Origin of the sequence: Neptuniibacter sp. QD29_5 (genome assembly GCF_047778125.1) — a bacterium.
GTDB lineage: Bacteria > Pseudomonadota > Gammaproteobacteria > Pseudomonadales > Balneatricaceae > Neptuniibacter.
In genome coordinates this window covers 3118645-3137510 of sequence record NZ_CP180556.1, presented here as the reverse complement: position 1 = coordinate 3137510, position 18866 = coordinate 3118645, and the positions used below count along the sequence as shown (strand labels likewise).

The following is an 18866-nucleotide window of genomic DNA, read 5'->3' as shown; positions in this document are numbered from 1 at the left end:
CATTTTTCGTCTTCTTGTTCTTGGCTTCTTTCTTCACAGCTTGAGCCATATAGGTCATAGCTTCCATCGCTTCTTCTGCCATTTTTGATCCTTGTGTTATTGATGCCTAAGTCCGCTTGTTATATTTTTCCACCGGCATACAGTGAAGCCCATACCGCTGCCCCGCCAAGAACTAGTATAAGTAACCGCTCCAAAGCCCTTAGGAACTTTTGCTTATAGGTAGACTTGTACCTGAAGTCATTAAAAATCAGATATTGCCTGTATAAGTAGCTTCTTAGGCTCGATGCGGAATGTTGCGCTGTACAACTGCAATATTTGAAAAATATTGAAAAGTGTTTGTTTATGCGCTGAGCTGTTACTTGAGATGGATTTTGATATTTGCCGATTATTATTTCGCTTTCATCAAATTTCCCTGCATCCGATCGATAGGGGGCTACGAAGACAAGAACTTCACCAGATGGGCTCTGTGAATACCAAAGTTGCGCATTTCTTTCAGCGGCAATCTTTAAAGCTTTATTTTTTGGGTTGATAACACTAACCCCTAAAAATCTTTCACCTGTAAATATATGTGTGGAGTTAACATGCTGGGAGCTAATCAGATCTGCACTTTTCAATGGCTCATCGTCTTTAGCTCTGCTGATAAATAGCCCTCCAAGAATACCAGTAGAATCACTGTGGGACTTGTATTTATCAAATTCGGCTTGAATACGTTCATCCATAAAGCGCCAGCTGACTCTTCTCGTCCATGCATTTATGGAATCTTTTTGTATTTTCTCTGCTGCTTCTTTCAGGTTCATAGATAACTCAAAAATTAAGCATTAGGGCTTGCTCGGATTTACGCTTAGATATTTTGACATTGGTAAATGAGCCCAGTCATATTCATGTTCGATATACCCAATAGCAAATAGTGTTACCACAAGAAGACCAGATGCCAATACCCTAAAGAAAAACAGCCTAAACTTCTCTCGCCAATCGTGAGATGCTTCTAGGCTAAGCTCTTGCTCTTTTAAAGATAGCTTTCTTTCTTGCTCGGAATTTAGGTGGTTGAAGTCCTCAATTGTTCGAGAAAATTTTATTAGCGTATTTTTTATTGATTCTGACTCCTTAAGAAACTGTTCCTCTACGGATTCGTCAGGACCTCTTTCTTCTACTCCGTGAAAGAAACTAATTAAATCATCGATATGTTTTTTGTCTATTTTCGATAATTCTTTCTCGAAATCTTCTCTAATCTCGGCTCTAGATCGCCTGTCTATAGGCTTGATGTCAGGTATCTTTAGAGGCTCCGGCATTTTCGGAATATCTAAACCCTTCAAGCGCAAGGCTAGCTTGTTGATTTCATCCATTTTTACTTACCATTCACTGCGATCTAAAGATGCTTAACGCTTAAGGGTGTGGCGCCTAAACAGTAGGCGTCCCTCTTACTTTTTTTGCTATACAACTACTTCTTTGCTGTGGATGTCTATGTATTGTCTTCTAGAGTATTTAGTACATCGAATTGGATCTGGTCCATTGTTTTCTATGTTGTTATCAAAGAAATGCTGGATGCTATTGATAAAGCCATCATAAGTTTTCAATGAAAAGATACCATTATTAGAAAACTGATCTTTAATTGATTTCCAACGCTCTCGCCTGAGCTCGTTACTTTCAATTTGATCTCGCCTTCCTGCGATTAGATGGAATCTTGGCGTTAATGGATGGCCGGAAATACCTTCTCTTAAGAGAATAGGTTTCAGCATTGTTTCCAAGTTGTCACGATTCTCAGAGCACCAAACAGCCCAGTCACGCGTCTGCTGCATAGCTTTGTTCAAATCCTCAGAAAAGTGATCTTCTGATCTTTTGAAAATCTCCAACTGTGGGTTTTCAATCTCTACAAAGTGTAAAAACACACCTCCAGAGGTGGGTTCTATGAACGCAAAGTCACTAATATAATCAGCGCCAAACTTAAATTTTCTGATTAGTATGTTTTTGGCGACGTACTTCGTGCCAGTTATGTAATGTGGATTTTCTTCTAAGTAGTCTTGAACTTCTTGTTCACGATTAGACTTTTCTAGAATTTCTAGAAACTGATCTAGTTTTGTCATATTTCCTGCTTATGTAACTTCTAATTGTTTGTATAACGACTAACACACGAGTCCGACTTGCGAAGCAAGAAAGGGTCTCGTGGTGTGACTTGTTGTCCTGGCCCGACCGTAATAAAACTCCCGTGCAGGAAAGACTTAATACTGGTGTCACTGGATAAGAATGATGACATGTACTTCACTCTTGGCACTGAGCAGCAAACTAATTGCATAGAGTGAATCGGCCCTTCAGTGAAACTCGTGAGGTGTCCTTTGAACTCGTTCAAGAGTGCCGTTCGCGGTTCACGGTAGCATGTCAGTGATTTCACAGATATAGGAAAATTTCTGATTTTTACACCGAGTAATACACTCTCTTCCATTGAGATATTCCACTAAAAAATGGCTCTATCCAAAGCCCTGCTAAGCTCTCAAATTACAGATGACCTCAGCGGCAGCATTTTAATAACGAGTGTGAGCGCTTTTCTGCTATTGGAGAAAAGCATGCATAACAGTAACAGATTGAATTTAAATGTCTTTTAGACTGCACTGTCATTTTCTTCCGATAAAAACGAGCCTATAACTCAGAGTTATCCAAATATACTGTATAGATAGTCATGTTTAAGAAGCTTTCTATCCACAGAGGCATAGATCGAACATGTCCGCTTTGGAATGAAGTGGAAGTCGATATGTATGCTCAACTACTTGTTCGAAAAATTAATTCACTACTCCTCTAACTGTGAATTTCAACCAGATATTTCGAATACCCTTTTAATTTTGATTGCATTTAAAACGCGACCAAGTTCCCTTCGTCGTATTGGGTGTAAAAGGGTTAGGTTTAAAATCTATTCATTGTGAGGAGGAGCAAAACGAACTTTAAGCGAACGGTGATATTTTACCTCCCTAAATTATAGGTACGTGTATGGTTATATATAAGACTCTCCAATATGGAGTAGATCATAGGTCTAAATGCCCCAGTTACTACCCCTATATGGAGTAGGTGGCAGGATGGCAACCAGTTATCTACTCCATATAGGAGGAGTAACTATCAAAACCTACTCCATATAGGAGGAGTTGTTTTGATAATGTTATTTCCAGGATGAGGGGGATTTGCACCAGTACCCTAGAGGGATATTGCCTGGGCTAATGCCATCATCGTATTGAATACCTTTAACAGGATCATCAATCCCATTCCAAGTTATAGCTACTAGTGTTGGCCTACCTCTTTGCTTCCAGCCCTGTCGGGTTACCACTAGAAATCCTTTACTAATAAGCCCAGAGAAGGCTCGATGAAGTGACGAGCTCGCCCAGCCTCGTTCCTTCATTTGAGCGTGACAGGCAGATAGGCATCCATTGTTACGCCCGTTACACTGACAAAGTAAATCGACTAATAGCTTCACTTCGGCAGCCTTTAGTTGAGCAAAGGGTAAGCTTTTGGCTACGTGATAAGGTATCCCCACAAATCGCCCTTTCTTTTTTGGGGAGCGTTTCATACTTCCCATATTTAGTACCTCATCATGCTAGGCTTTACACTGTAATTACTGATGGTTAAGGATGTGGGTTTGGAAACTGATCAAGAAGGTATTGGCTTTCCTTCTCAGTTATCAGGGAGGCGGCTCGGAGGCTTCTCTTTTCGTTTACGAACGCCAGTGCTTTTTCCGCCTCTTTGCGATCTGGTAGCCAGTACCAAGTAAAGAAAGTTAGTCCACCAGCTCGATGGGTGTGTTTTGTACGCTTTTTGGAAAGGGTAAGTCCAATTCTTCGAACTAGATTAGATATGGTTGATGGTAGTGCCGTCTCGCCATACACCTTGGTAGGAGTTCCTAGTTTATGGATACCATTTGTACCGGCTTTTAGTAGCTCATAAGAGCAGAGTTCAAGTTTCGTTGGGGGTGAGGTAGGCTTATTTAGCTTCTTGGTGCTGGTGGCTTTCGTATTGAGAGCTGCTGGCTGCTTTTTCATTTTTAGCTCCTCCTTCTTTATGCAGTCTGTTCTGTTTCAGCTTCTGAAATACGGTCATCGATCCATTTTTGGATGTCTGATTCTAGCCAAGCCACCAGCCGGCCACCTAAGTTGATAGGTTTTGGGAAGCTTCCTGACTTAATGCGGAAGTAGATCGTGCTGCGTGCTAAGCCAGTTAATTGTTCAACTTCTGGGCGGCGTATTAGTCTTTTGGAATCCATATGTCTCTCCTGAGTCGTTGTTGGAATCAGGAGAGATGATTAAGTATTGAAAAAAGAATGTAGAGTCGTGCTTAAAGCTCTAAATCCGGAATTTTAATATCGGACTTAGAAGAGAATTCACTAATTGCCCAATGCCATAAAGACAGAAAAATGTCTTCAGAGATTAGATTATTTAAATCAGATAAATCGCTTGAGTAACTGATTTGTGTAATCTCTTTATTCTTAATTTTTTGGATTATGAGATTTAAAGCTGGGGATCTTTGTCGAGCTGAGAAAAATAATTCCTTTATTTTTGTTGTTCCTATATCGATTGGATTTGTGGGATGGCTTTTCAGTTCTTCGCTAATCTCTTCGAAAGTATCAGCATGAATAGGACGGTTAATAAGAATTTTTTCGAGGACAGTAAATATTATCAGAGGAGCTAGAGTTCTATCTCGGTTATATTTTTTTCTAGACTGTTTAGGTGCTCTGGGGCTCCCGAAATAGTCGTCCCAACTTTTGTTCGTACTACCAGAATGGATCTCTTCAAAAGCATTTAGGGTGGTGCTTGCTACCCATTTAGGCAGGGGGATTCCGTTAAGGGCGCAAAGTGCCAGTGCTCTGCTTATACTCCACTTGTTGCCCGCCGAGTATTCGAGTTCTAGCAGGTTAAGAATTAAATATGCTTCGTGTATATCGGATGCGTGAGTTTCTGTATACAGCATGTATTCGTGGAATTCATTGTCGGTACTATCCCAAAAAGGATCAAATAACTTTTCTCCAACCTTGACGCTAGTAGAGCACATTAGATCTATATCTCGATGAACGATTGTGGTTCTTGGGGGAGTTGTAATGGTTCGTCCTGAACCCTGGAGATAATATTTTTTGTTCATTTTAGCTCCCTATGAAGATAGGCTCAGTTGGAAGGTTATGGAGTAGATTTTAGAGAGTTATCCCTTGGTGCCGTATGCGCTGGTCCATCAAAAACTTTAGTTACTTTTGGCTGCAAATCTGAGCGAGGATCCTTGTTAGCTCTGACAGGCTGGTGGTCGCTTCAGCTAAATCGGATGTCGATATATCTGCTGATTCGTTATCCGCTGCATAGAAAGCAGTTTTATTGAGAAGGGTTAGTAATTGTAAGCACTCCGCTAAGGCTGTCTCGGCTTTATCAGAAAGGTCGCTGGTTGGATCGGTAGAAGCCTGATTGATTAAGTGTTCAACAAAAATAGGTAGCTCGGAAAAAGTAGTCATGAGTTATCTCTCCTTGATAACTGAGTGATGGGTATTAGTTTTGCCCAAAGTTAGCGGTTATAACATTCCCAGTTAATGCCTGGGCTTTAAGTTGGTCTAAATAATCTGCCCAGTGCTGCATCATTTCAGTACGCTGGGCGAGGTGCTTAGTTCTGTTATAAGCTCTACCGTTAGCATCCTTAACGGCGTGGGCTAGCTGTTGTTCTATCCACTCTACCCGATAGTTAAGTTGCTCATCTAAGAGGGTTCTAGCCATTGCTCTAAAGCCGTGCGGGGTCATCGTTTCGTTATCGTACCCCATGGTCCTGAGAGCTACCCTGATAGCATTTTCCGACATGCACCGGCTTCGGCCTCGAGCTGATGGGAAAATATATTCGCCTCGCCCTGTGAGGGCGTGTAGTTCTTTCAGTATGGCTAGGGCCTGACTGCTTAGAGGGATTATATGCTGCTGGTGGGTTTTCTCGGCCACCAGCTCTATGCGTAACTCTTCGTGATTAATATCGGACCATTTCAGGTGTCTTAGCTCTCCAGGACGGCAGAAGAAGAGGGCTGACAATTTTAGGGCAGCAGAAACTACAGGAGTCCCTTCGAACAGGTCTATGGCAGCCATTAACCGTCCAGCTTCTTTAGGGGTAGTGACGGCTGCAAAGTGCTTGGTAGGTGCTGGTTTAAGAGCTCCTTTAAGGTCTGGAGTGGGGTCCCGCTCAGCCCTTCCAGTCGCGATAGCGAACCTGAAAACTTGTCCGGCAATTTGTTTGTCTCTATGGGCTGTTTCTATAGCACCTCGATCTTCCACTTTCCTCAGAGCATTTAGCAGCATAGGGGCCGTTATTTCGGTTATGGGAGTGTCACCGATTGAGGTGAATAGGTCGTGTTCCAGAGCTCGTAATACTCGTTTCTGATATCCGGGGGTTTTGTCGCTTTGGTGGGTGTTAAACCACTCCAGAGCAATCGATTGGAATGAATTAGCTGTTTTAAGTTTTTCTGAGGCTTTCTGAGATTTTTTGTAGGCTGAAGGGTCTATGCCATCTATTAGCAGTCTTCTGGCCTCGTCTCTCTTTTCTCTCGCTTTTTGGAGAGTGACGTCAGGGTAGGGGCCAAATGCTAATTTTTTCTCTTTGCCATTAAATCGGTATTTCAGGTAGAAGAGTTTAGAACCACTTTTCTTGATGAGTAAATACATTCCTTTCTCATCTGAGAGTTTGTAGTCCTTCTCTCTGGGTTTAGCAGATTTGATGGTTCTATCCGTCAGTGGCACAGCATACTCCTTTAGCTGTAATTGGGGGCCTTGGTTTTGGTGATAGGTAAAGGCCCCCGATAAAGCCCCAATTAGGTGAGGGCTTTCAATAAACTTGTTGGAAGTCACTGGAATAGAGAGTAGACCGCAAGCCTTGGTATTTCAAGGCCTGCGGGACCTGTTAGGAAGTCACAGGATTTGTGTTTGGTGGAGATGGCGGGGGTCGAACCCGCGTCCGTCAATCCTCCGCCTCAAGATCTACATGTTTAGGCTTCTCTATTGAGTTAACCCGTCACGACCCGAGAGCCAGGGTGTTATGGGCGAGCCTTTTTAAGTTTTAACCGTTCAGCTTAAGGCGAAGCATCCGGGCGATTCTGTCTCGAATGATACCGCAAAATCCTTTAGTTACAGACACCTGAAGGAGCGGCACAAGCTGACTTATGCAGCTAGAGCGTAGTTATCGTCGTTAGCAACTATAACTGTGTAGTGAGGGATTTACGAGATCCACTACATTCTCGACATGCACCTAAGGTTTTGTAATCAGCGTCGAAGCCAAGTCATCCCCAGATAGCTCGCGATTATACCTATTGTGTTAGGTATAGACGAGTAGATTGTGAAGCTTCGACCCAATTTTTTTGTGCAAGTTCCTTTAGAGCTTTGTTGGAGAAACTAAAAAGGGGTTGGAATGGTTGCTGCGATGGAAAAGGGGTCGGTAAAGAAGGGGGTATAGAGGTTGTGCTATGGCAGCTATTTAGCTGCCATAAGGCGTTGTTTTTGACGAGCCCAGTCTTTGTCTTTGTCTGCGGCACGTTTATCGTGTTGCTTCTTACCTTTGGCTAGCGCAATTTCGCACTTGATACGATTGCCTTTCCAGTAAAGGGAGAGTGCTACACAGGTGAAGCCTTTAGCTTCTGTCGCGTTGATGATTTTTACCAGCTCACGATGGTTAAGTAGTAGTTTACGATCACGGGTTGGATCTGCGACTACGTGGGTGCAGGCTGTTTTAAGTGGAGTGAAGTGTGCACCGACTAACCAAGCTTCGCCTTTGTGGATAACCACGTAGGATTCCACCAGTTGCGCGCGTCCTTCGCGAAGGCTTTTTACTTCCCAGCCAGTCAGAACTAGACCTGCTTCGAATTTATCCGAAATCAGGTATTCGTGACGTGCTTTTTTGTTTTGACAAATTGTGTTGCCCGATGGGGCTTTCTTTTTCTTGGCCATGGCGGGCGATTATATAGATCAGGCTTGCTAAGGGAAAGCGCCTTGCAATCAGGGAAAACTATTTCTATTTGTTCATATACTTCTACAAAGTTCTGAATGTGCAAACTGCACAATAAAAAGCTCTGTTTTTGTTATCTAAAACAGGGGAAATCCCTAAAGTTATAGGGAGCTAGCGGGGTGTGCACTTTTTGAGCAGTCAACGATGTACTTAATAAGGAAAAAGTGAAAGAATTTGCGTTTTTTCGCGACTAACCCCCCAGAAGAGTAGCAGTTCATGCAGGAAAAGAAGTCTATCCACGGTGCTTGGGCATCTCGTTGGATCTTTATTTTGGCGGCCACTGGTTCGGCAGTTGGCTTAGGTAATATTTGGAAGTTCCCATATATTGCGGGCGAAAATGGTGGCGGTGCGTTCGTACTGGTATACCTTGTCTGTATCTTGATGGTTGGTGTCCCAATCATGATGGCAGAGGTCTTCATCGGTCGACGTGGTAGGCAAAGTCCTATCAATGCTATGAAAGATGTGGCGATAGAAGCCAATCATTCAGGGAAATGGTCATTTGTTGGTTGGATGGGTGTACTAGCCGGCTTTATGATCTTCTCGTTCTACTCTGTAGTTGCGGGTTGGGTGCTTTATTACATTGCTGGTATGGGTACTGGCGATTTCATCGCTATTGGTAGTGATGATGCGGGTAAAGTCTTCAATGACTTGCTAGCTGATCCTCAGACATTGCTGATCTGGCATACGATCTTTGTTGCAATGGTAATGGTGGTTATCGTTGGTGGCGTTAAGAAAGGTCTTGAGAATGCTGTTAAGCTATTGATGCCTGCGCTATTTATCCTTCTATTGATCATGCTTGGTTACTCCATGCAGACAGAAGGCTTCTCTCAAGGTTTTGATTTCCTATTCCACTTCGACTTCTCGGAGCTGAGTTGGAATGCTGTATTGATCGCGTTAGGTCACTCTTTCTTTACCCTATCTCTGGGTATGGGTGCGATTATGGCGTACGGCTCATATATGCCTAAGAAGACATCTATCGGTGGTTCTGTAATCACAATCGCTGCAATGGATACGATCGTTGCTTTGATTGCTGGTCTGGTTATCTTCCCGATCGTATTTGCTAACGGCATGGATCCTGGTGCGGGTCCTGGTCTGATGTTTGTAACGCTACCTGTTGCTTTTGGTCAGATGCCTGGCGGTCAGATCTTTGGTTTCGTATTCTTCTTGCTTGTAGGTATTGCTGCTTGGACTTCAGCTATCTCTCTAATCGAACCAGCAGCTGCTTGGTTGGTTGAGAAGTTTGGCTGGAGCCGTGTTCCTGCGTGTATCGCGCTAGGCCTAGTTGTTTGGGGCTTAGGTATCGCTGCGCTAGGTTCATTCAACTTCATCTCTGACTTCAAGATGATGGGCTTCAATGTCTTTGATTTCCTAGACTTTATGACGGCTAATGTCATGTTGCCATTGGGTGGATTGTTCATCGCAATCTTCGCGGGTTGGTTTGTAACTCGTAAAATGGCCGAAGATGAATTGGCAATCTCCTCTCCTTTACTGTTCAATGCATGGTATATTGCGCTGCGATATGTATCGCCAGTAGCGGTAGCTGTAATCTTTATTCTCAACCTAGTTGAGAAGTTGAAGTAAAGGAATGAAAAAAAGGCATGACTCAGGTAGATCGCAGTGCATTGGTATTGCACACTGCAGAAGAGATGTTTGATCTCATAAATGATGTAGCACGATATCCTGAGTTTTTGCCCTGGTGCGCTAGCACCGAGATTATAAGTCGCACCGACGATGAGTTGGTTGCGACTTTATTCCTTTCTAAAGGTGGCTTGAAATATAGCTTCACTACCCGAAATCAGCTGAACCGCCCTGTAAGCATGACACTTGAATTGGAAGAGGGGCCCTTTTCCCGCTTGAGTGGTGTGTGGGATTTCAAACCGCTTAGTGATGAAGCGTGTAAAGTAAGCTTAAGCTTACAGTTTGAGTTCTCGGGTAAAATTGCTTCTATGGCGATGAGTAAGGTTTTTAACCAAGTTGCAACGACTATGGTTGATGCCTTTGTAACCCGCGCAGATCAAGTATACGTTTAAGAGAAAGTGTCACTATGAATGTTGAAGTCGCTTATGCCCTTCCTACAGAGCAAAAAATCATAGCTTTAACTGTGGCTGACGATTGCACTGCTTATGATGCGGTTATTCAGTCTGGCATTGTGGAGCTTTATCCACAGATCGATCCTGAGAATGATCCTATGGGTATCTTTGCTAAAGCAATCAAGAACCCTAAAGAGACAATTTTGCGGGAAGGACAGCGTGTTGAGATTTATCGCCCTTTAATTGCTGATCCGAAGGAAGCAAGGGCTAAGCGCGCAGCTAAGGTGAAAGCAAAGAAAGAAGCTGAATAAGCTGCACGCCTGCGTAGCTAAGATTTAGCTGCGCTTACCACCTGGACGGAAGTCTCCGTTTAAGCCCTTTAGCTTGCCATCAGTGAAGTATAAAGAGATGCGCTCTTTGATGTAGCTGCCATCGTCACCACTTTTCTTCGTGTATAGGTAATCCCAACGGCCTTCGTGGAAGGTGTCAGTGATTAACGGTGAACCCATGATAAAGCGAACTTGGCTTTGGCTCATGCCAGGGCGAAGCTGGTCTACCATCTCTTGAGTTACAACATTACCCTGCGGGATGTCGATTTTATAAACACCAGGGAAACCAGAACAACCGGTCAGAGTCAGTGCTACAGTAAAAGTTGTAGCAATTAGTAGTTTTTGCATCAGAATTTTGCTTCCACTATTGTGCGTAAATGCGGATAATAAAGTTTCGTGCGCTATTGAACAAGCAATTCAGCTTCCGCATGATTATGTAATCACCAACAGCTTAGAGAATAAATAACTATGTCACTTGAAAATCAGGAACTAAGAAAAGCAGGTCTGAAGGTAACTTTACCTCGTGTAAAAATTTATCAGATCTTGGAACAAGCGGGTGAAGGTGATCACTTTAGCGCGGAAGATATTTATAAGTTGCTGATGGAAAAAGGTGAAGATGTTGGTTTGGCAACGGTTTACCGTGTACTAACCCAGTTTGAAGCTGCTGGTCTAGTAACGCGTCACCACTTTGAAGGTGGTCACTCTGTATTTGAATTGGCGCGTGACGAAGAGCACGACCACATTGTTTGCGTAAAAAGTGGCATCGTAAAAGAATTTAACGATCCTCGTTTGAATGAGCTTCTAAACGAGATCGCTGAGTCTATGGGCTTCACTGTTACTGACCGTACTATTTACCTATACGGCGTACACAAAGACGCAGACGAAAAATAAGCAATACTTGCTCTGGTGACAACTAAAAAGCCCGCTACTAGCGGGTTTTTTAGTGTATGGAATACCCTTCCAAAAACTATGTGTATGGGGCTTGAGATCTAGATTGCTTGAGCAAGCATCTCTTTAGCATGCTCGATAGAGCGCTCTGTAATATCAATCCCACCCAGCATACGTGCAACCTCTTGAACACGACTGTCCGCGCAAAGTTGATTGATTTGCGTGTGAGTGGTCTTTTTGTCTGTTTGTTTGCTTACAAATAGGTGCTGATGGCCTTGGCTAGCGACTTGCGGTTGGTGGGTTACGCACAGGATTTGTGCCTTCTCTCCCAACTGCCTTAAAAGACGGCCCACAACTTCGGCAATCGCGCCACCAATACCTACATCGACTTCATCAAAGATTAGTGTCGAGGTGGTGGAGGTTTGTGCTGTGATCACTTGGATAGCAAGACTGATACGTGATAGCTCACCACCTGATGCGATTTTGCCTAATGGTTTTGGTGGTTGGCCTGCATTGGTAATAATCAGGAACTCTACTTCTTCCAAACCGTTCAGACTTGGTTTTTCTAAAGCGGTTAATGCAACAGACATCTGCGCAGATGGCATGCCTAAATTATGCAGTTGTTGATCGACTAGTTTGCCTAGCTTTTTAGCGGCGGCTGAGCGTTTGGTGCTTAACTTGTTAGCGTAAGCGAGGTATTCAGTTTTGGCTCTCTCAACATCAAGGGCGAGTTGCTCTAACTCTTCGTCAGAGCGACTTAGGCTGGATAGTTCTTGGCTAAGTGATTGATGGAACTCGCAAAGTTTATCTGGGTTGATGCGGTGCTTGCGTGCAATCTCGTAGATCGTTGATAAGCGTTCTTCGACATCTTGTTGTCTGCTTGGGTCAACATTGACGCGATCCATATAGTGGCGGATCTCGTTGCTGGCTTCTTCAACTTGGATTAATGCCGAGTTCAGCATCTCGTTGGCTTGTCGAACTGAGGGCGATTCTGATTGAATTTCAGATAGAAGCTGCAGGCAGTGATTCAATTGTTGTACGCAGTTGGCGTCATCGCTATCGCTGGCTAGATTTATTAGTTGGTGGCCGGTGCTTAGAATACTCTCGGCATTAGCTAAGGTTTTTTGCTCTTCTTCCAGTTGCTTTAGTTCGCCATCGGCTAAGGCGAGTTGGTCTAACTCTTCAATCTGATAGCTTAATAGCTGTACGCGTGCTGTTTGTTCGGCGCTTTGCTCAGAGAGGCGTTTTAACTCGCTATCAAGCTTATGCCATTGCTGGTAGCTATTGTGAACTTGACTGACCAGTTTGGTCTGTCCGGCAAAGTTATCGAGTAGTGTGCGGTGATGATCTTTTTTCAGTAGGCGCTGGTGTTCATGTTGACCATGAATAGCAATCAGCAGCTCTCCTAGGCTTTTCACTAAGCTGGCAGGCGATGGGCGGCCATTGATATAGCAGCGTGAACGCCCCTCTTTAGTGATCACTCTGCGCAGTATGCATTCACCGTCATTGTCTAAATCATTCTCTGACAGCCATTGAGAGGCTTCAGGGATGCTATCTATGTTGAAGCTTGCTGTGATGTCGGCTTTCTCAGCGCCTTGACGTACGGCACCGCTCTCTGCGCGGTTACCTAAGGCTAGGCCTAGGGCGTCGAGCATAATCGATTTACCCGCACCTGTTTCACCGCTGACTACGGTCATGCCTTGGCTTAGTTCCAGATCTAGGTGATCAACAATGGCAAAGTCACAAATAGATAATTGATTCAGCATAATAAAATACATGTGTTTTTATACAGTGGTTTCTGTATAAGTCATATTTTGATCGGATGCAATCTTTATCTGAAATTAGCGTAAAAAAATCGAATTTATCTGTTGAAAGCGATCTCTTTGTCCCCATATTCAAGAGCAATTGATATTAACACCCAACAGACGCCCTCGAGTTTATTGAATGGGCTGGCTGGAGAGCACAATGGCAAACGAAGAACTGAACCCAGTAGAAGAGCAGAAAGTTGAGCAGCCAGAAGAGGTTGTAGCAGCGGAAGAAGCACAAGAAGAAAACGCTGAGCAAGGCGAAGCGGAACAGGTTGCTGCAGAAGAGACTGCTCAAGATGCGGATAAATTGGCGGCTGACTTGGCTGCAGCAGTAGCTGAGGTTGAGACGCTAAAAGATCAGATGCTACGTGTTCAGGCTGATGCTCAGAATGTTCGTCGTCGTGCTGAACAGGATGTAGAAAAGGCGCATAAGTTTGGCGTAGAGAAGTTTGCCAACGAAATGTTGCCAATCGTTGATAGCCTAGAGCGCGCTATCGAAGCCTTCGGTGATGACGCAGCGGTTAAGCCGATGAAAGAAGGCGTTGAGATGACTATGAACATGTTCCTATCTGGTTTGGCTAAATTCCAGATGGAGCAAGTTAACCCTATGGGCGAAGCATTTGATCCGGCACTGCACCAAGCGATGTCTATGGTTGAGTCACCAGATGCGAAGCCAAATACAGTTATTGCAGTAATGCAGAAAGGTTACACATTGCACGGCCGTTTAGTGCGCCCTGCGATGGTTGTTGTGGCTAAAGCTTAAGGTACGTTAGGCAAATTTAATTTTGGTTTCAGCCTTGAAACCCTGCGAAACGTACTTATATAGATTTCATACTGACTAGTAAGTCACTTATAGAATTAATCACTGTCCGTCAGAACGGGCAGTTTAGAAAGAATTGGAGCAGATACAAATGGGTAAAATCATCGGTATTGACTTAGGAACTACAAACTCTTGTGTTTCTATCCTAGACGGCGATACATCTAAAGTAATTGAAAATGCTGAGGGTGATCGTACTACACCTTCTATCATCGCTTACGCTGATGAAGGTGAAATCTTAGTTGGTCAGCCTGCAAAGCGTCAGGCGGTTACTAACCCAGACAACACACTATTTGCTATCAAGCGTCTAATCGGTCGTCGTTTTAAAGATGATGTTGTACAGAAAGACATCAAAATGGTGCCATACAAGATCGTTGAAGCTGACAACGGTGATGCTTGGGTTGAGGTTAAAGGTGAGCAACTGGCTGCACCTCAGATCTCTGCAGAAATTCTGAAGAAAATGAAGAAGACTGCTGAAGACTACCTAGGCGAGACAGTAACTGAAGCCGTTGTAACTGTACCTGCTTACTTCAACGATGCTCAGCGTCAGGCGACTAAAGATGCGGGTAAAATCGCTGGTCTAGAAGTTAAGCGTATCATCAACGAGCCAACTGCAGCTGCTCTTGCATACGGTATGGACAAGTCTAAAGGCGACAAAACTATCGCTGTATATGACCTAGGTGGTGGTACTTTCGATATCTCTATCATCGAGATCGCTGAAGTAGATGGCGAGCACCAGTTCGAAGTACTTTCTACTAACGGTGATACGTTCCTAGGTGGTGAAGACTTTGACCTACGTTTGATCGAGTTCTTGGCTGATGAGTTCAAGAAAGACACTGGTATCGATCTACACAACGATCCACTAGCGCTTCAGCGTCTAAAAGAAGGTGCTGAGAAAGCTAAAGTAGAACTATCTTCTGCACAGCAGACTGACGTTAACCTACCTTACATCACTGCTGATGCTACAGGTCCAAAACACCTTAACGTTAAGATCACTCGTGCGAAGCTTGAGTCTCTAGTAGAAGAGCTAGTTCAGCGCTCTCTAGAGCCATGTAAGATCGCTCTACAAGATTCTGATCTAAGCGCATCTGAAATCGACGAAGTTATCTTGGTTGGTGGTCAGACTCGTATGCCAATGGTTCAGGAAAAAGTTGCTGAATTCTTCGGTAAAGAAGCGCGTAAAGACGTTAACCCTGACGAAGCTGTAGCAATGGGTGCTGCGATTCAAGGTGCGGTACTAGCAGGTGACGTTAAAGACGTTCTACTACTAGACGTAACGCCTCTAACGCTTGGTATCGAAACTATGGGTGGCGTAGCTACTCCAGTAATCGAGAAGAACACGACTATCCCAACTAAGAAGTCTCAGATTTTCTCTACTGCAGATGACAACCAGAACGCTGTAACAATTCACGTTGTACAGGGTGAGCGTAAGCAAGCGGCACAGAACAAATCTCTAGGTCGTTTCGATTTGGCTGAGATCCCACCAGCACCACGCGGTGTGCCTCAGATCGAAGTAACTTTCGACCTTGATGCCAACGGTATCCTAAACGTATCTGCGCAGGATAAAGCGACTGGCAAACAGCAGTCTATCGTAATCAAAGCATCTTCTGGTCTAAGTGATGACGAGATCGAGCAGATGGTAAACGATGCAGAAGCTCACGCTGAAGAAGACAAAAAGTTTGAAGAGCTGACTACTGCTCGTAACCAGGGTGACGCGATGGTTCACTCTGCTAAGAAGACAATGGAAGAAGCTGGCGACAAAGCGACTGACGAAGAGAAAGCAGCTGTTGAAGCAGCAACTGCTGAGCTTGAAGAAGCGCTTAAAGGCGACGACAAAGACGCTATCGAAGCTAAAACTACTGCACTTACTGAAGCGATCTCTGGTGTTGCTCAGAAGATGTATGCAGAAGCTGCACAGCAAGCTGAAGCTGAGCAAGGCGCAGGCGGTGCTGAACAGCAACAAGCTGGCGGTAACGATGATGCAGTAGACGCTGAGTTCGAAGAAGTTAAAGACGACAAAAAATAAGTCGCCTTTTAGCTGAATCGAGCTAACTAAGCGTAGAACTTTGCAGTGTTTAACGATGCTGCAAAGTCGAATTACTCGGCACCGCGGGCTCTATGCCCGCGTTGTCATATCCGGCTTAAAGCCGAAAACAGTGTTGTGACTGTATAGTGTAGTGACCATGTCAAAACGAGATTATTACGAAGTATTGGGTGTATCTAAGGATTCATCTGATCGCGATATCAAGAAAGCTTTCCGCCGTATGGCGATGAAATATCATCCGGACCGTAACCCGGACGATAAGGAAGCAGAAGATAAGTTCAAAGAAGTAAACGAAGCTTACGAAGTGTTATCTGACGCACAGAAGAAAGCTGCGTACGATCAATACGGTCATGCTGGTGTTGATCCGAATATGCGTGGTGGTCATGGTGGCGGCTTCGACGGTAACTTCTCAGATATCTTTGGCGATGTATTTGGCGATATTTTCGGTGGCGGCGGTGGTCGCGGTGGCCGTAGCTCGGTACAACGTGGCGCTGACTTACGCTACAACATGGAAATGACGCTGGAAGAAGCGGTTCGTGGTGTAGAGAAAAGTATCACCGTTCCTACACTTGTTGAGTGTGAAACTTGTGATGGTTCTGGTGCTAAGCCAGGTACATCTGCGAAGATTTGTGGTACTTGTGGCGGTCAAGGCCAAGTGCGCATGCAGCAAGGCTTCTTCTCTGTTCAGCAAACATGTCCAACCTGTCATGGTGAAGGTAAGGTTATCTCTGATCCATGTACTGACTGTCATGGTCATGGCCGTAAAGAGAAAACTAAGACGCTTAACGTTAAGATTCCAGCAGGTGTTGATACAGGCGATCGTATCCGCCTAGCGGGTGAAGGCGAAGCGGGTACTCACGGAGGACCAGCAGGCGATCTATATGTACAAGTTCATGTTAAAGATCACCCGATCTTTGAGCGTGACGGTAAACACCTATACTGCGAAGTGCCGATCAGTTTTGTTGATGCAGCATTGGGCGGTGAGCTAGAAGTTCCAACCCTTGATGGTCGTGTTAAGTTGAAAGTACCATCCGAAACGCAGACAGGAAAAATGTTCCGTCTACGTGGTAAGGGTGTAGCGCCTGTACGCGGTGGGTCTACGGGTGACCTTCTGGTTAAAGTAGTTGTGGAAACGCCGGTTAAGTTGAGCAGCCGCCAGAAAGAACTATTGCGTGAGTTCCAAGACGAGATGGAACAAGGTACGCATAAACACAGTCCTAAGAAGCACGGCTTCTTTGATTCTGTGAAAAAGTTTTTTGAAGATATGACCTAATTTTAAGGGGCATTTATTGCCCCTTAAATTTTTATAAGAATGGGGATGGCATGAGCCAGAATCCAGAATGCCCAACTTGGCTTTGGGATGAAATTACAGCAGAAGCTGAACAAGAAGTAGCTGTTGAGCCTGTGTTGGCGGGGTTTTATCACGCTAATATCTTAGGGCATCAAAGCTTGTGTTCTGCTTTAGCTTATCTGTTGAGCCGTAAGCTGCATGATGATGCAGTGCCAGCAGTGACTTTTCGTCTAGTGATCGAAGAAGTATTTCGTGAGGCACCAGAGATCTTACAGGCAGTATGTGCTGATATAGCTGCGGTACGTACCCGAGATCCTGCAATCGATAAATATGCGACAGTATTGCTGTACCTTAAGGGGTTTCATGCAATTCAGGCGTATCGTGTGGCTCACTATATGTGGAATAAAGGCCGTAAGAGCATGGCGCTTTATATCCAGAGCAGAGTTAGTTGTGTGTTGCAGGTTGATATTCATCCTGCGGCTCAAATCGGTCATGGCGTAATGTTTGATCACGCAACGGGTATTGTTGTGGGTGAAACCAGTGTGATCGAGAATGATGTTTCTATCCTGCAATCTGTAACCCTAGGTGGTACAGGTAAAGATTGCGGTGATCGTCATCCGAAAATTCGTGAAGGCGTTATGATAGCAGCGGGTGCCAAGATCTTCGGTAACATCGAAGTGGGCTCAGGTGCCAAAGTAGGTGGCGGAAGTGTTGTGTTAGATGATGTGCCAAGGCATACAACAGTTGTCGGCGTACCTGCCCGTGCTGTTGGTCATCCTCAGTGCGACAAACCGGCATTGGATATGGACCAGAATATCCTTCACGACAAAAACAAATAAGAGCGGAAACTTACATGATTAAAGTAGCAGTTACTGGCGCAGCCGGTCGTATGGGTAAAGCAAATATCGAAGCGCTACAGATGGCTGAGGGCATCGAACTGGGTGCTGCCATTGTTGAGCCTGATAGTTCTTTGATCGGCGCTGATGCCGGTGAAGTTGCAGGTGTTGGTAAGCTAGGCGTTAAGATTGTTGGTTCTTTGCATGAAGCGGTTGCTGATTTTGACGTGCTAATCGACTTTACTGCGCCAGAAGTCACTCTTGAGAATGTTCGTTTCTGTACTACGCACGGCAAGCAAGTTGTTATCGGTACGACAGGTCTGACTGACGAGCAAAAAGAAGTGCTAGAGAAAGCAGCTGAGAGCGTTGCCATCGTATTTGCACCTAACATGAGTGTTGGTGTGAACTTATGCTTTAAGTTGCTTGAGATCGCAGCTAAAGCGTTAGGTAACGATGATTACGATATCGAAGTGATCGAAGCCCACCACCGTCACAAAGTGGATTCACCTTCAGGTACGGCACTACGTATGGGTGAAGTGGTTGCTGATGCGTTGGATCGTGATCTTAAAGAGTGTGCTGTATATGGCCGTGAAGGTCAGGTAGGCGCGCGTCCTCGTGGTGAGATCGGTTTTGAAACGATCCGTGCTGGCGATGTAGTAGGCGATCACACTGTGCTATTTGGTACAGAAGGTGAGCGTATCGAGATTACGCATAAGGCGAGTAACCGTCTAACTTTTGCTAAAGGCGCTGTACGTGCTTGTAAGTGGTTGGAAGGTAAAGAGAATGGCCTGTACGATATGCAGGATATTCTTGGTCTGAAGTGATTTTAGAACGACTTAA

At 44.6% G+C, this 18866-nt stretch carries 21 protein-coding genes and 1 other RNA gene; 9 read left to right on the top strand and 13 right to left on the bottom strand.

Annotated features, from left to right (window positions below):
• Nucleotides 1–119 precede the first annotated feature (119 nt).
• The 11 genes from ACMXYR_RS14940 to smpB all read right to left on the bottom strand — a co-directional run bounded on the left by ACMXYR_RS14940 (nucleotide 120) and on the right by smpB (nucleotide 7925).
• Nucleotides 120–797, bottom strand: coding sequence for a hypothetical protein (locus tag ACMXYR_RS14940; protein ID WP_415902198.1), 678 nt, complete (start codon nucleotides 795–797; stop codon nucleotides 120–122).
• A gap of 21 nt (nucleotides 798–818) precedes the next feature.
• A complete protein-coding gene (locus ACMXYR_RS14935; RefSeq protein WP_415902197.1) occupies nucleotides 819–1343 on the bottom strand; it encodes a hypothetical protein in 525 nt (174 codons plus the stop codon).
• A gap of 87 nt (nucleotides 1344–1430) precedes the next feature.
• Entirely contained in the window at nucleotides 1431–2081 is a 651-nt protein-coding gene (locus tag ACMXYR_RS14930; protein WP_415902196.1) for a Shedu anti-phage system protein SduA domain-containing protein, read from the bottom strand.
• 1061 nt (nucleotides 2082–3142) lie between these two features.
• Nucleotides 3143–3547, bottom strand: a complete 405-nt coding sequence (locus ACMXYR_RS14925) for a hypothetical protein (protein WP_415902195.1) — start codon at nucleotides 3545–3547, stop codon at nucleotides 3143–3145.
• A 55-nt stretch (nucleotides 3548–3602) separates the two neighbouring features.
• A complete protein-coding gene (locus tag ACMXYR_RS14920; protein WP_415902194.1) occupies nucleotides 3603–4016 on the bottom strand; it encodes a hypothetical protein in 414 nt (137 codons plus the stop codon).
• A 17-nt stretch (nucleotides 4017–4033) separates the two neighbouring features.
• Nucleotides 4034–4237: a helix-turn-helix transcriptional regulator gene (locus ACMXYR_RS14915; protein ID WP_415902193.1), complete on the bottom strand. Its 204-nt coding sequence runs from the start codon at nucleotides 4235–4237 to the stop codon at nucleotides 4034–4036.
• Nucleotides 4238–4308: 71 nt separating this feature from the next.
• Entirely contained in the window at nucleotides 4309–5109 is an 801-nt protein-coding gene (locus ACMXYR_RS14910; RefSeq protein ID WP_415902192.1) for a hypothetical protein, read from the bottom strand.
• A 100-nt stretch (nucleotides 5110–5209) separates the two neighbouring features.
• On the bottom strand, nucleotides 5210–5467 hold the full coding sequence (locus ACMXYR_RS14905; protein WP_415902191.1) for a hypothetical protein: 258 nt from the start codon (nucleotides 5465–5467) through the stop codon (nucleotides 5210–5212).
• A 34-nt stretch (nucleotides 5468–5501) separates the two neighbouring features.
• The gene (locus ACMXYR_RS14900; protein WP_415902190.1) at nucleotides 5502–6725 is read right to left on the bottom strand and encodes a tyrosine-type recombinase/integrase; all 1224 of its coding nucleotides are present in this window, start codon (nucleotides 6723–6725) and stop codon (nucleotides 5502–5504) included.
• A gap of 184 nt (nucleotides 6726–6909) precedes the next feature.
• Nucleotides 6910–7269, bottom strand: a transfer-messenger RNA (tmRNA) gene (gene ssrA / locus ACMXYR_RS14895).
• A 182-nt stretch (nucleotides 7270–7451) separates the two neighbouring features.
• Complete coding sequence (gene smpB, locus ACMXYR_RS14890) at nucleotides 7452–7925, bottom strand: SsrA-binding protein SmpB (RefSeq protein ID WP_415882590.1); 474 nt, start codon at nucleotides 7923–7925, stop codon at nucleotides 7452–7454.
• Nucleotides 7926–8199: 274 nt separating this feature from the next.
• Between smpB and ACMXYR_RS14885 the strand changes: the two genes are divergently transcribed.
• The 3 genes from ACMXYR_RS14885 to ACMXYR_RS14875 are packed head-to-tail and all read left to right on the top strand — an operon-like array spanning nucleotide 8200 to nucleotide 10324.
• The gene (locus tag ACMXYR_RS14885) at nucleotides 8200–9564 is read left to right on the top strand and encodes a sodium-dependent transporter (protein ID WP_415882589.1); all 1365 of its coding nucleotides are present in this window, start codon (nucleotides 8200–8202) and stop codon (nucleotides 9562–9564) included.
• A gap of 17 nt (nucleotides 9565–9581) precedes the next feature.
• Nucleotides 9582–10013 (top strand): type II toxin-antitoxin system RatA family toxin, encoded by a 432-nt coding sequence (locus tag ACMXYR_RS14880; RefSeq protein ID WP_415902189.1) that lies wholly within the window; start codon nucleotides 9582–9584, stop codon nucleotides 10011–10013.
• Between the two features lie 14 nt (nucleotides 10014–10027).
• A complete protein-coding gene (locus ACMXYR_RS14875) occupies nucleotides 10028–10324 on the top strand; it encodes an RnfH family protein (protein ID WP_415882587.1) in 297 nt (98 codons plus the stop codon).
• A gap of 24 nt (nucleotides 10325–10348) precedes the next feature.
• On the opposite strand, the gene ACMXYR_RS14870 is transcribed toward ACMXYR_RS14875, so the two are convergent.
• Complete coding sequence (locus ACMXYR_RS14870; protein WP_415902188.1) at nucleotides 10349–10690, bottom strand: outer membrane protein assembly factor BamE; 342 nt, start codon at nucleotides 10688–10690, stop codon at nucleotides 10349–10351.
• A 120-nt stretch (nucleotides 10691–10810) separates the two neighbouring features.
• On the opposite strand from ACMXYR_RS14870, the gene fur reads away from it, so the two are divergent.
• Nucleotides 10811–11233 (top strand): ferric iron uptake transcriptional regulator, encoded by a 423-nt coding sequence (fur, locus tag ACMXYR_RS14865; protein WP_415889448.1) that lies wholly within the window; start codon nucleotides 10811–10813, stop codon nucleotides 11231–11233.
• A gap of 98 nt (nucleotides 11234–11331) precedes the next feature.
• On the opposite strand, the gene recN is transcribed toward fur, so the two are convergent.
• Entirely contained in the window at nucleotides 11332–12996 is a 1665-nt protein-coding gene (gene recN / locus ACMXYR_RS14860; RefSeq protein ID WP_415902187.1) for a DNA repair protein RecN, read from the bottom strand.
• 199 nt (nucleotides 12997–13195) lie between these two features.
• On the opposite strand from recN, the gene grpE reads away from it, so the two are divergent.
• The 5 genes from grpE to dapB all read left to right on the top strand — a co-directional run bounded on the left by grpE (nucleotide 13196) and on the right by dapB (nucleotide 18850).
• Nucleotides 13196–13801 (top strand): nucleotide exchange factor GrpE, encoded by a 606-nt coding sequence (grpE, locus tag ACMXYR_RS14855; protein ID WP_415902186.1) that lies wholly within the window; start codon nucleotides 13196–13198, stop codon nucleotides 13799–13801.
• 148 nt (nucleotides 13802–13949) lie between these two features.
• Nucleotides 13950–15881 carry a molecular chaperone DnaK gene (gene dnaK / locus ACMXYR_RS14850; RefSeq protein ID WP_415902185.1) on the top strand — a complete coding sequence of 644 codons (1932 nt, stop codon included), beginning with the start codon at nucleotides 13950–13952 and terminating at the stop codon, nucleotides 15879–15881.
• A 157-nt stretch (nucleotides 15882–16038) separates the two neighbouring features.
• Nucleotides 16039–17172, top strand: coding sequence for a molecular chaperone DnaJ (dnaJ, locus tag ACMXYR_RS14845; protein ID WP_415902184.1), 1134 nt, complete (start codon nucleotides 16039–16041; stop codon nucleotides 17170–17172).
• A gap of 50 nt (nucleotides 17173–17222) precedes the next feature.
• Nucleotides 17223–18029, top strand: coding sequence for a serine O-acetyltransferase (gene cysE / locus ACMXYR_RS14840; protein ID WP_415902183.1), 807 nt, complete (start codon nucleotides 17223–17225; stop codon nucleotides 18027–18029).
• 14 nt (nucleotides 18030–18043) lie between these two features.
• A complete protein-coding gene (gene dapB / locus ACMXYR_RS14835; protein WP_415902182.1) occupies nucleotides 18044–18850 on the top strand; it encodes a 4-hydroxy-tetrahydrodipicolinate reductase in 807 nt (268 codons plus the stop codon).
• Nucleotides 18851–18866: the final 16 nt, after the last annotated feature.

Bases quoted from the DNA above. Each gene is read 5' to 3' on its own strand.
- ACMXYR_RS14915 (WP_415902193.1), bottom strand. From the start codon at position 4,237: ATGGATTCCAAAAGACTAATACGCCGCCCAGAAGTTGAACAATTAACT.
- ACMXYR_RS14925 (WP_415902195.1), bottom strand. From the start codon at position 3,547: ATGAAACGCTCCCCAAAAAAGAAAGGGCGATTTGTGGGGATACCTTAT.
- ACMXYR_RS14875 (WP_415882587.1), top strand. From the start codon at position 10,028: ATGAATGTTGAAGTCGCTTATGCCCTTCCTACAGAGCAAAAAATCATA.
- ACMXYR_RS14930 (WP_415902196.1), bottom strand. From the start codon at position 2,081: ATGACAAAACTAGATCAGTTTCTAGAAATTCTAGAAAAGTCTAATCGT.
- dnaJ (WP_415902184.1), top strand. From the start codon at position 16,039: ATGTCAAAACGAGATTATTACGAAGTATTGGGTGTATCTAAGGATTCA.
- dapB (WP_415902182.1), top strand. From the start codon at position 18,044: ATGATTAAAGTAGCAGTTACTGGCGCAGCCGGTCGTATGGGTAAAGCA.
- fur (WP_415889448.1), top strand. From the start codon at position 10,811: ATGTCACTTGAAAATCAGGAACTAAGAAAAGCAGGTCTGAAGGTAACT.
- cysE (WP_415902183.1), top strand. From the start codon at position 17,223: ATGAGCCAGAATCCAGAATGCCCAACTTGGCTTTGGGATGAAATTACA.
- grpE (WP_415902186.1), top strand. From the start codon at position 13,196: ATGGCAAACGAAGAACTGAACCCAGTAGAAGAGCAGAAAGTTGAGCAG.
- ACMXYR_RS14905 (WP_415902191.1), bottom strand. From the start codon at position 5,467: ATGACTACTTTTTCCGAGCTACCTATTTTTGTTGAACACTTAATCAAT.
- dnaK (WP_415902185.1), top strand. From the start codon at position 13,950: ATGGGTAAAATCATCGGTATTGACTTAGGAACTACAAACTCTTGTGTT.
- ACMXYR_RS14870 (WP_415902188.1), bottom strand. From the start codon at position 10,690: ATGCAAAAACTACTAATTGCTACAACTTTTACTGTAGCACTGACTCTG.
- ACMXYR_RS14885 (WP_415882589.1), top strand. From the start codon at position 8,200: ATGCAGGAAAAGAAGTCTATCCACGGTGCTTGGGCATCTCGTTGGATC.
- ACMXYR_RS14910 (WP_415902192.1), bottom strand. From the start codon at position 5,109: ATGAACAAAAAATATTATCTCCAGGGTTCAGGACGAACCATTACAACT.
- recN (WP_415902187.1), bottom strand. From the start codon at position 12,996: ATGCTGAATCAATTATCTATTTGTGACTTTGCCATTGTTGATCACCTA.
- ACMXYR_RS14920 (WP_415902194.1), bottom strand. From the start codon at position 4,016: ATGAAAAAGCAGCCAGCAGCTCTCAATACGAAAGCCACCAGCACCAAG.
- ACMXYR_RS14880 (WP_415902189.1), top strand. From the start codon at position 9,582: ATGACTCAGGTAGATCGCAGTGCATTGGTATTGCACACTGCAGAAGAG.
- ACMXYR_RS14940 (WP_415902198.1), bottom strand. From the start codon at position 797: ATGAACCTGAAAGAAGCAGCAGAGAAAATACAAAAAGATTCCATAAAT.
- ACMXYR_RS14935 (WP_415902197.1), bottom strand. From the start codon at position 1,343: ATGGATGAAATCAACAAGCTAGCCTTGCGCTTGAAGGGTTTAGATATT.
- smpB (WP_415882590.1), bottom strand. From the start codon at position 7,925: ATGGCCAAGAAAAAGAAAGCCCCATCGGGCAACACAATTTGTCAAAAC.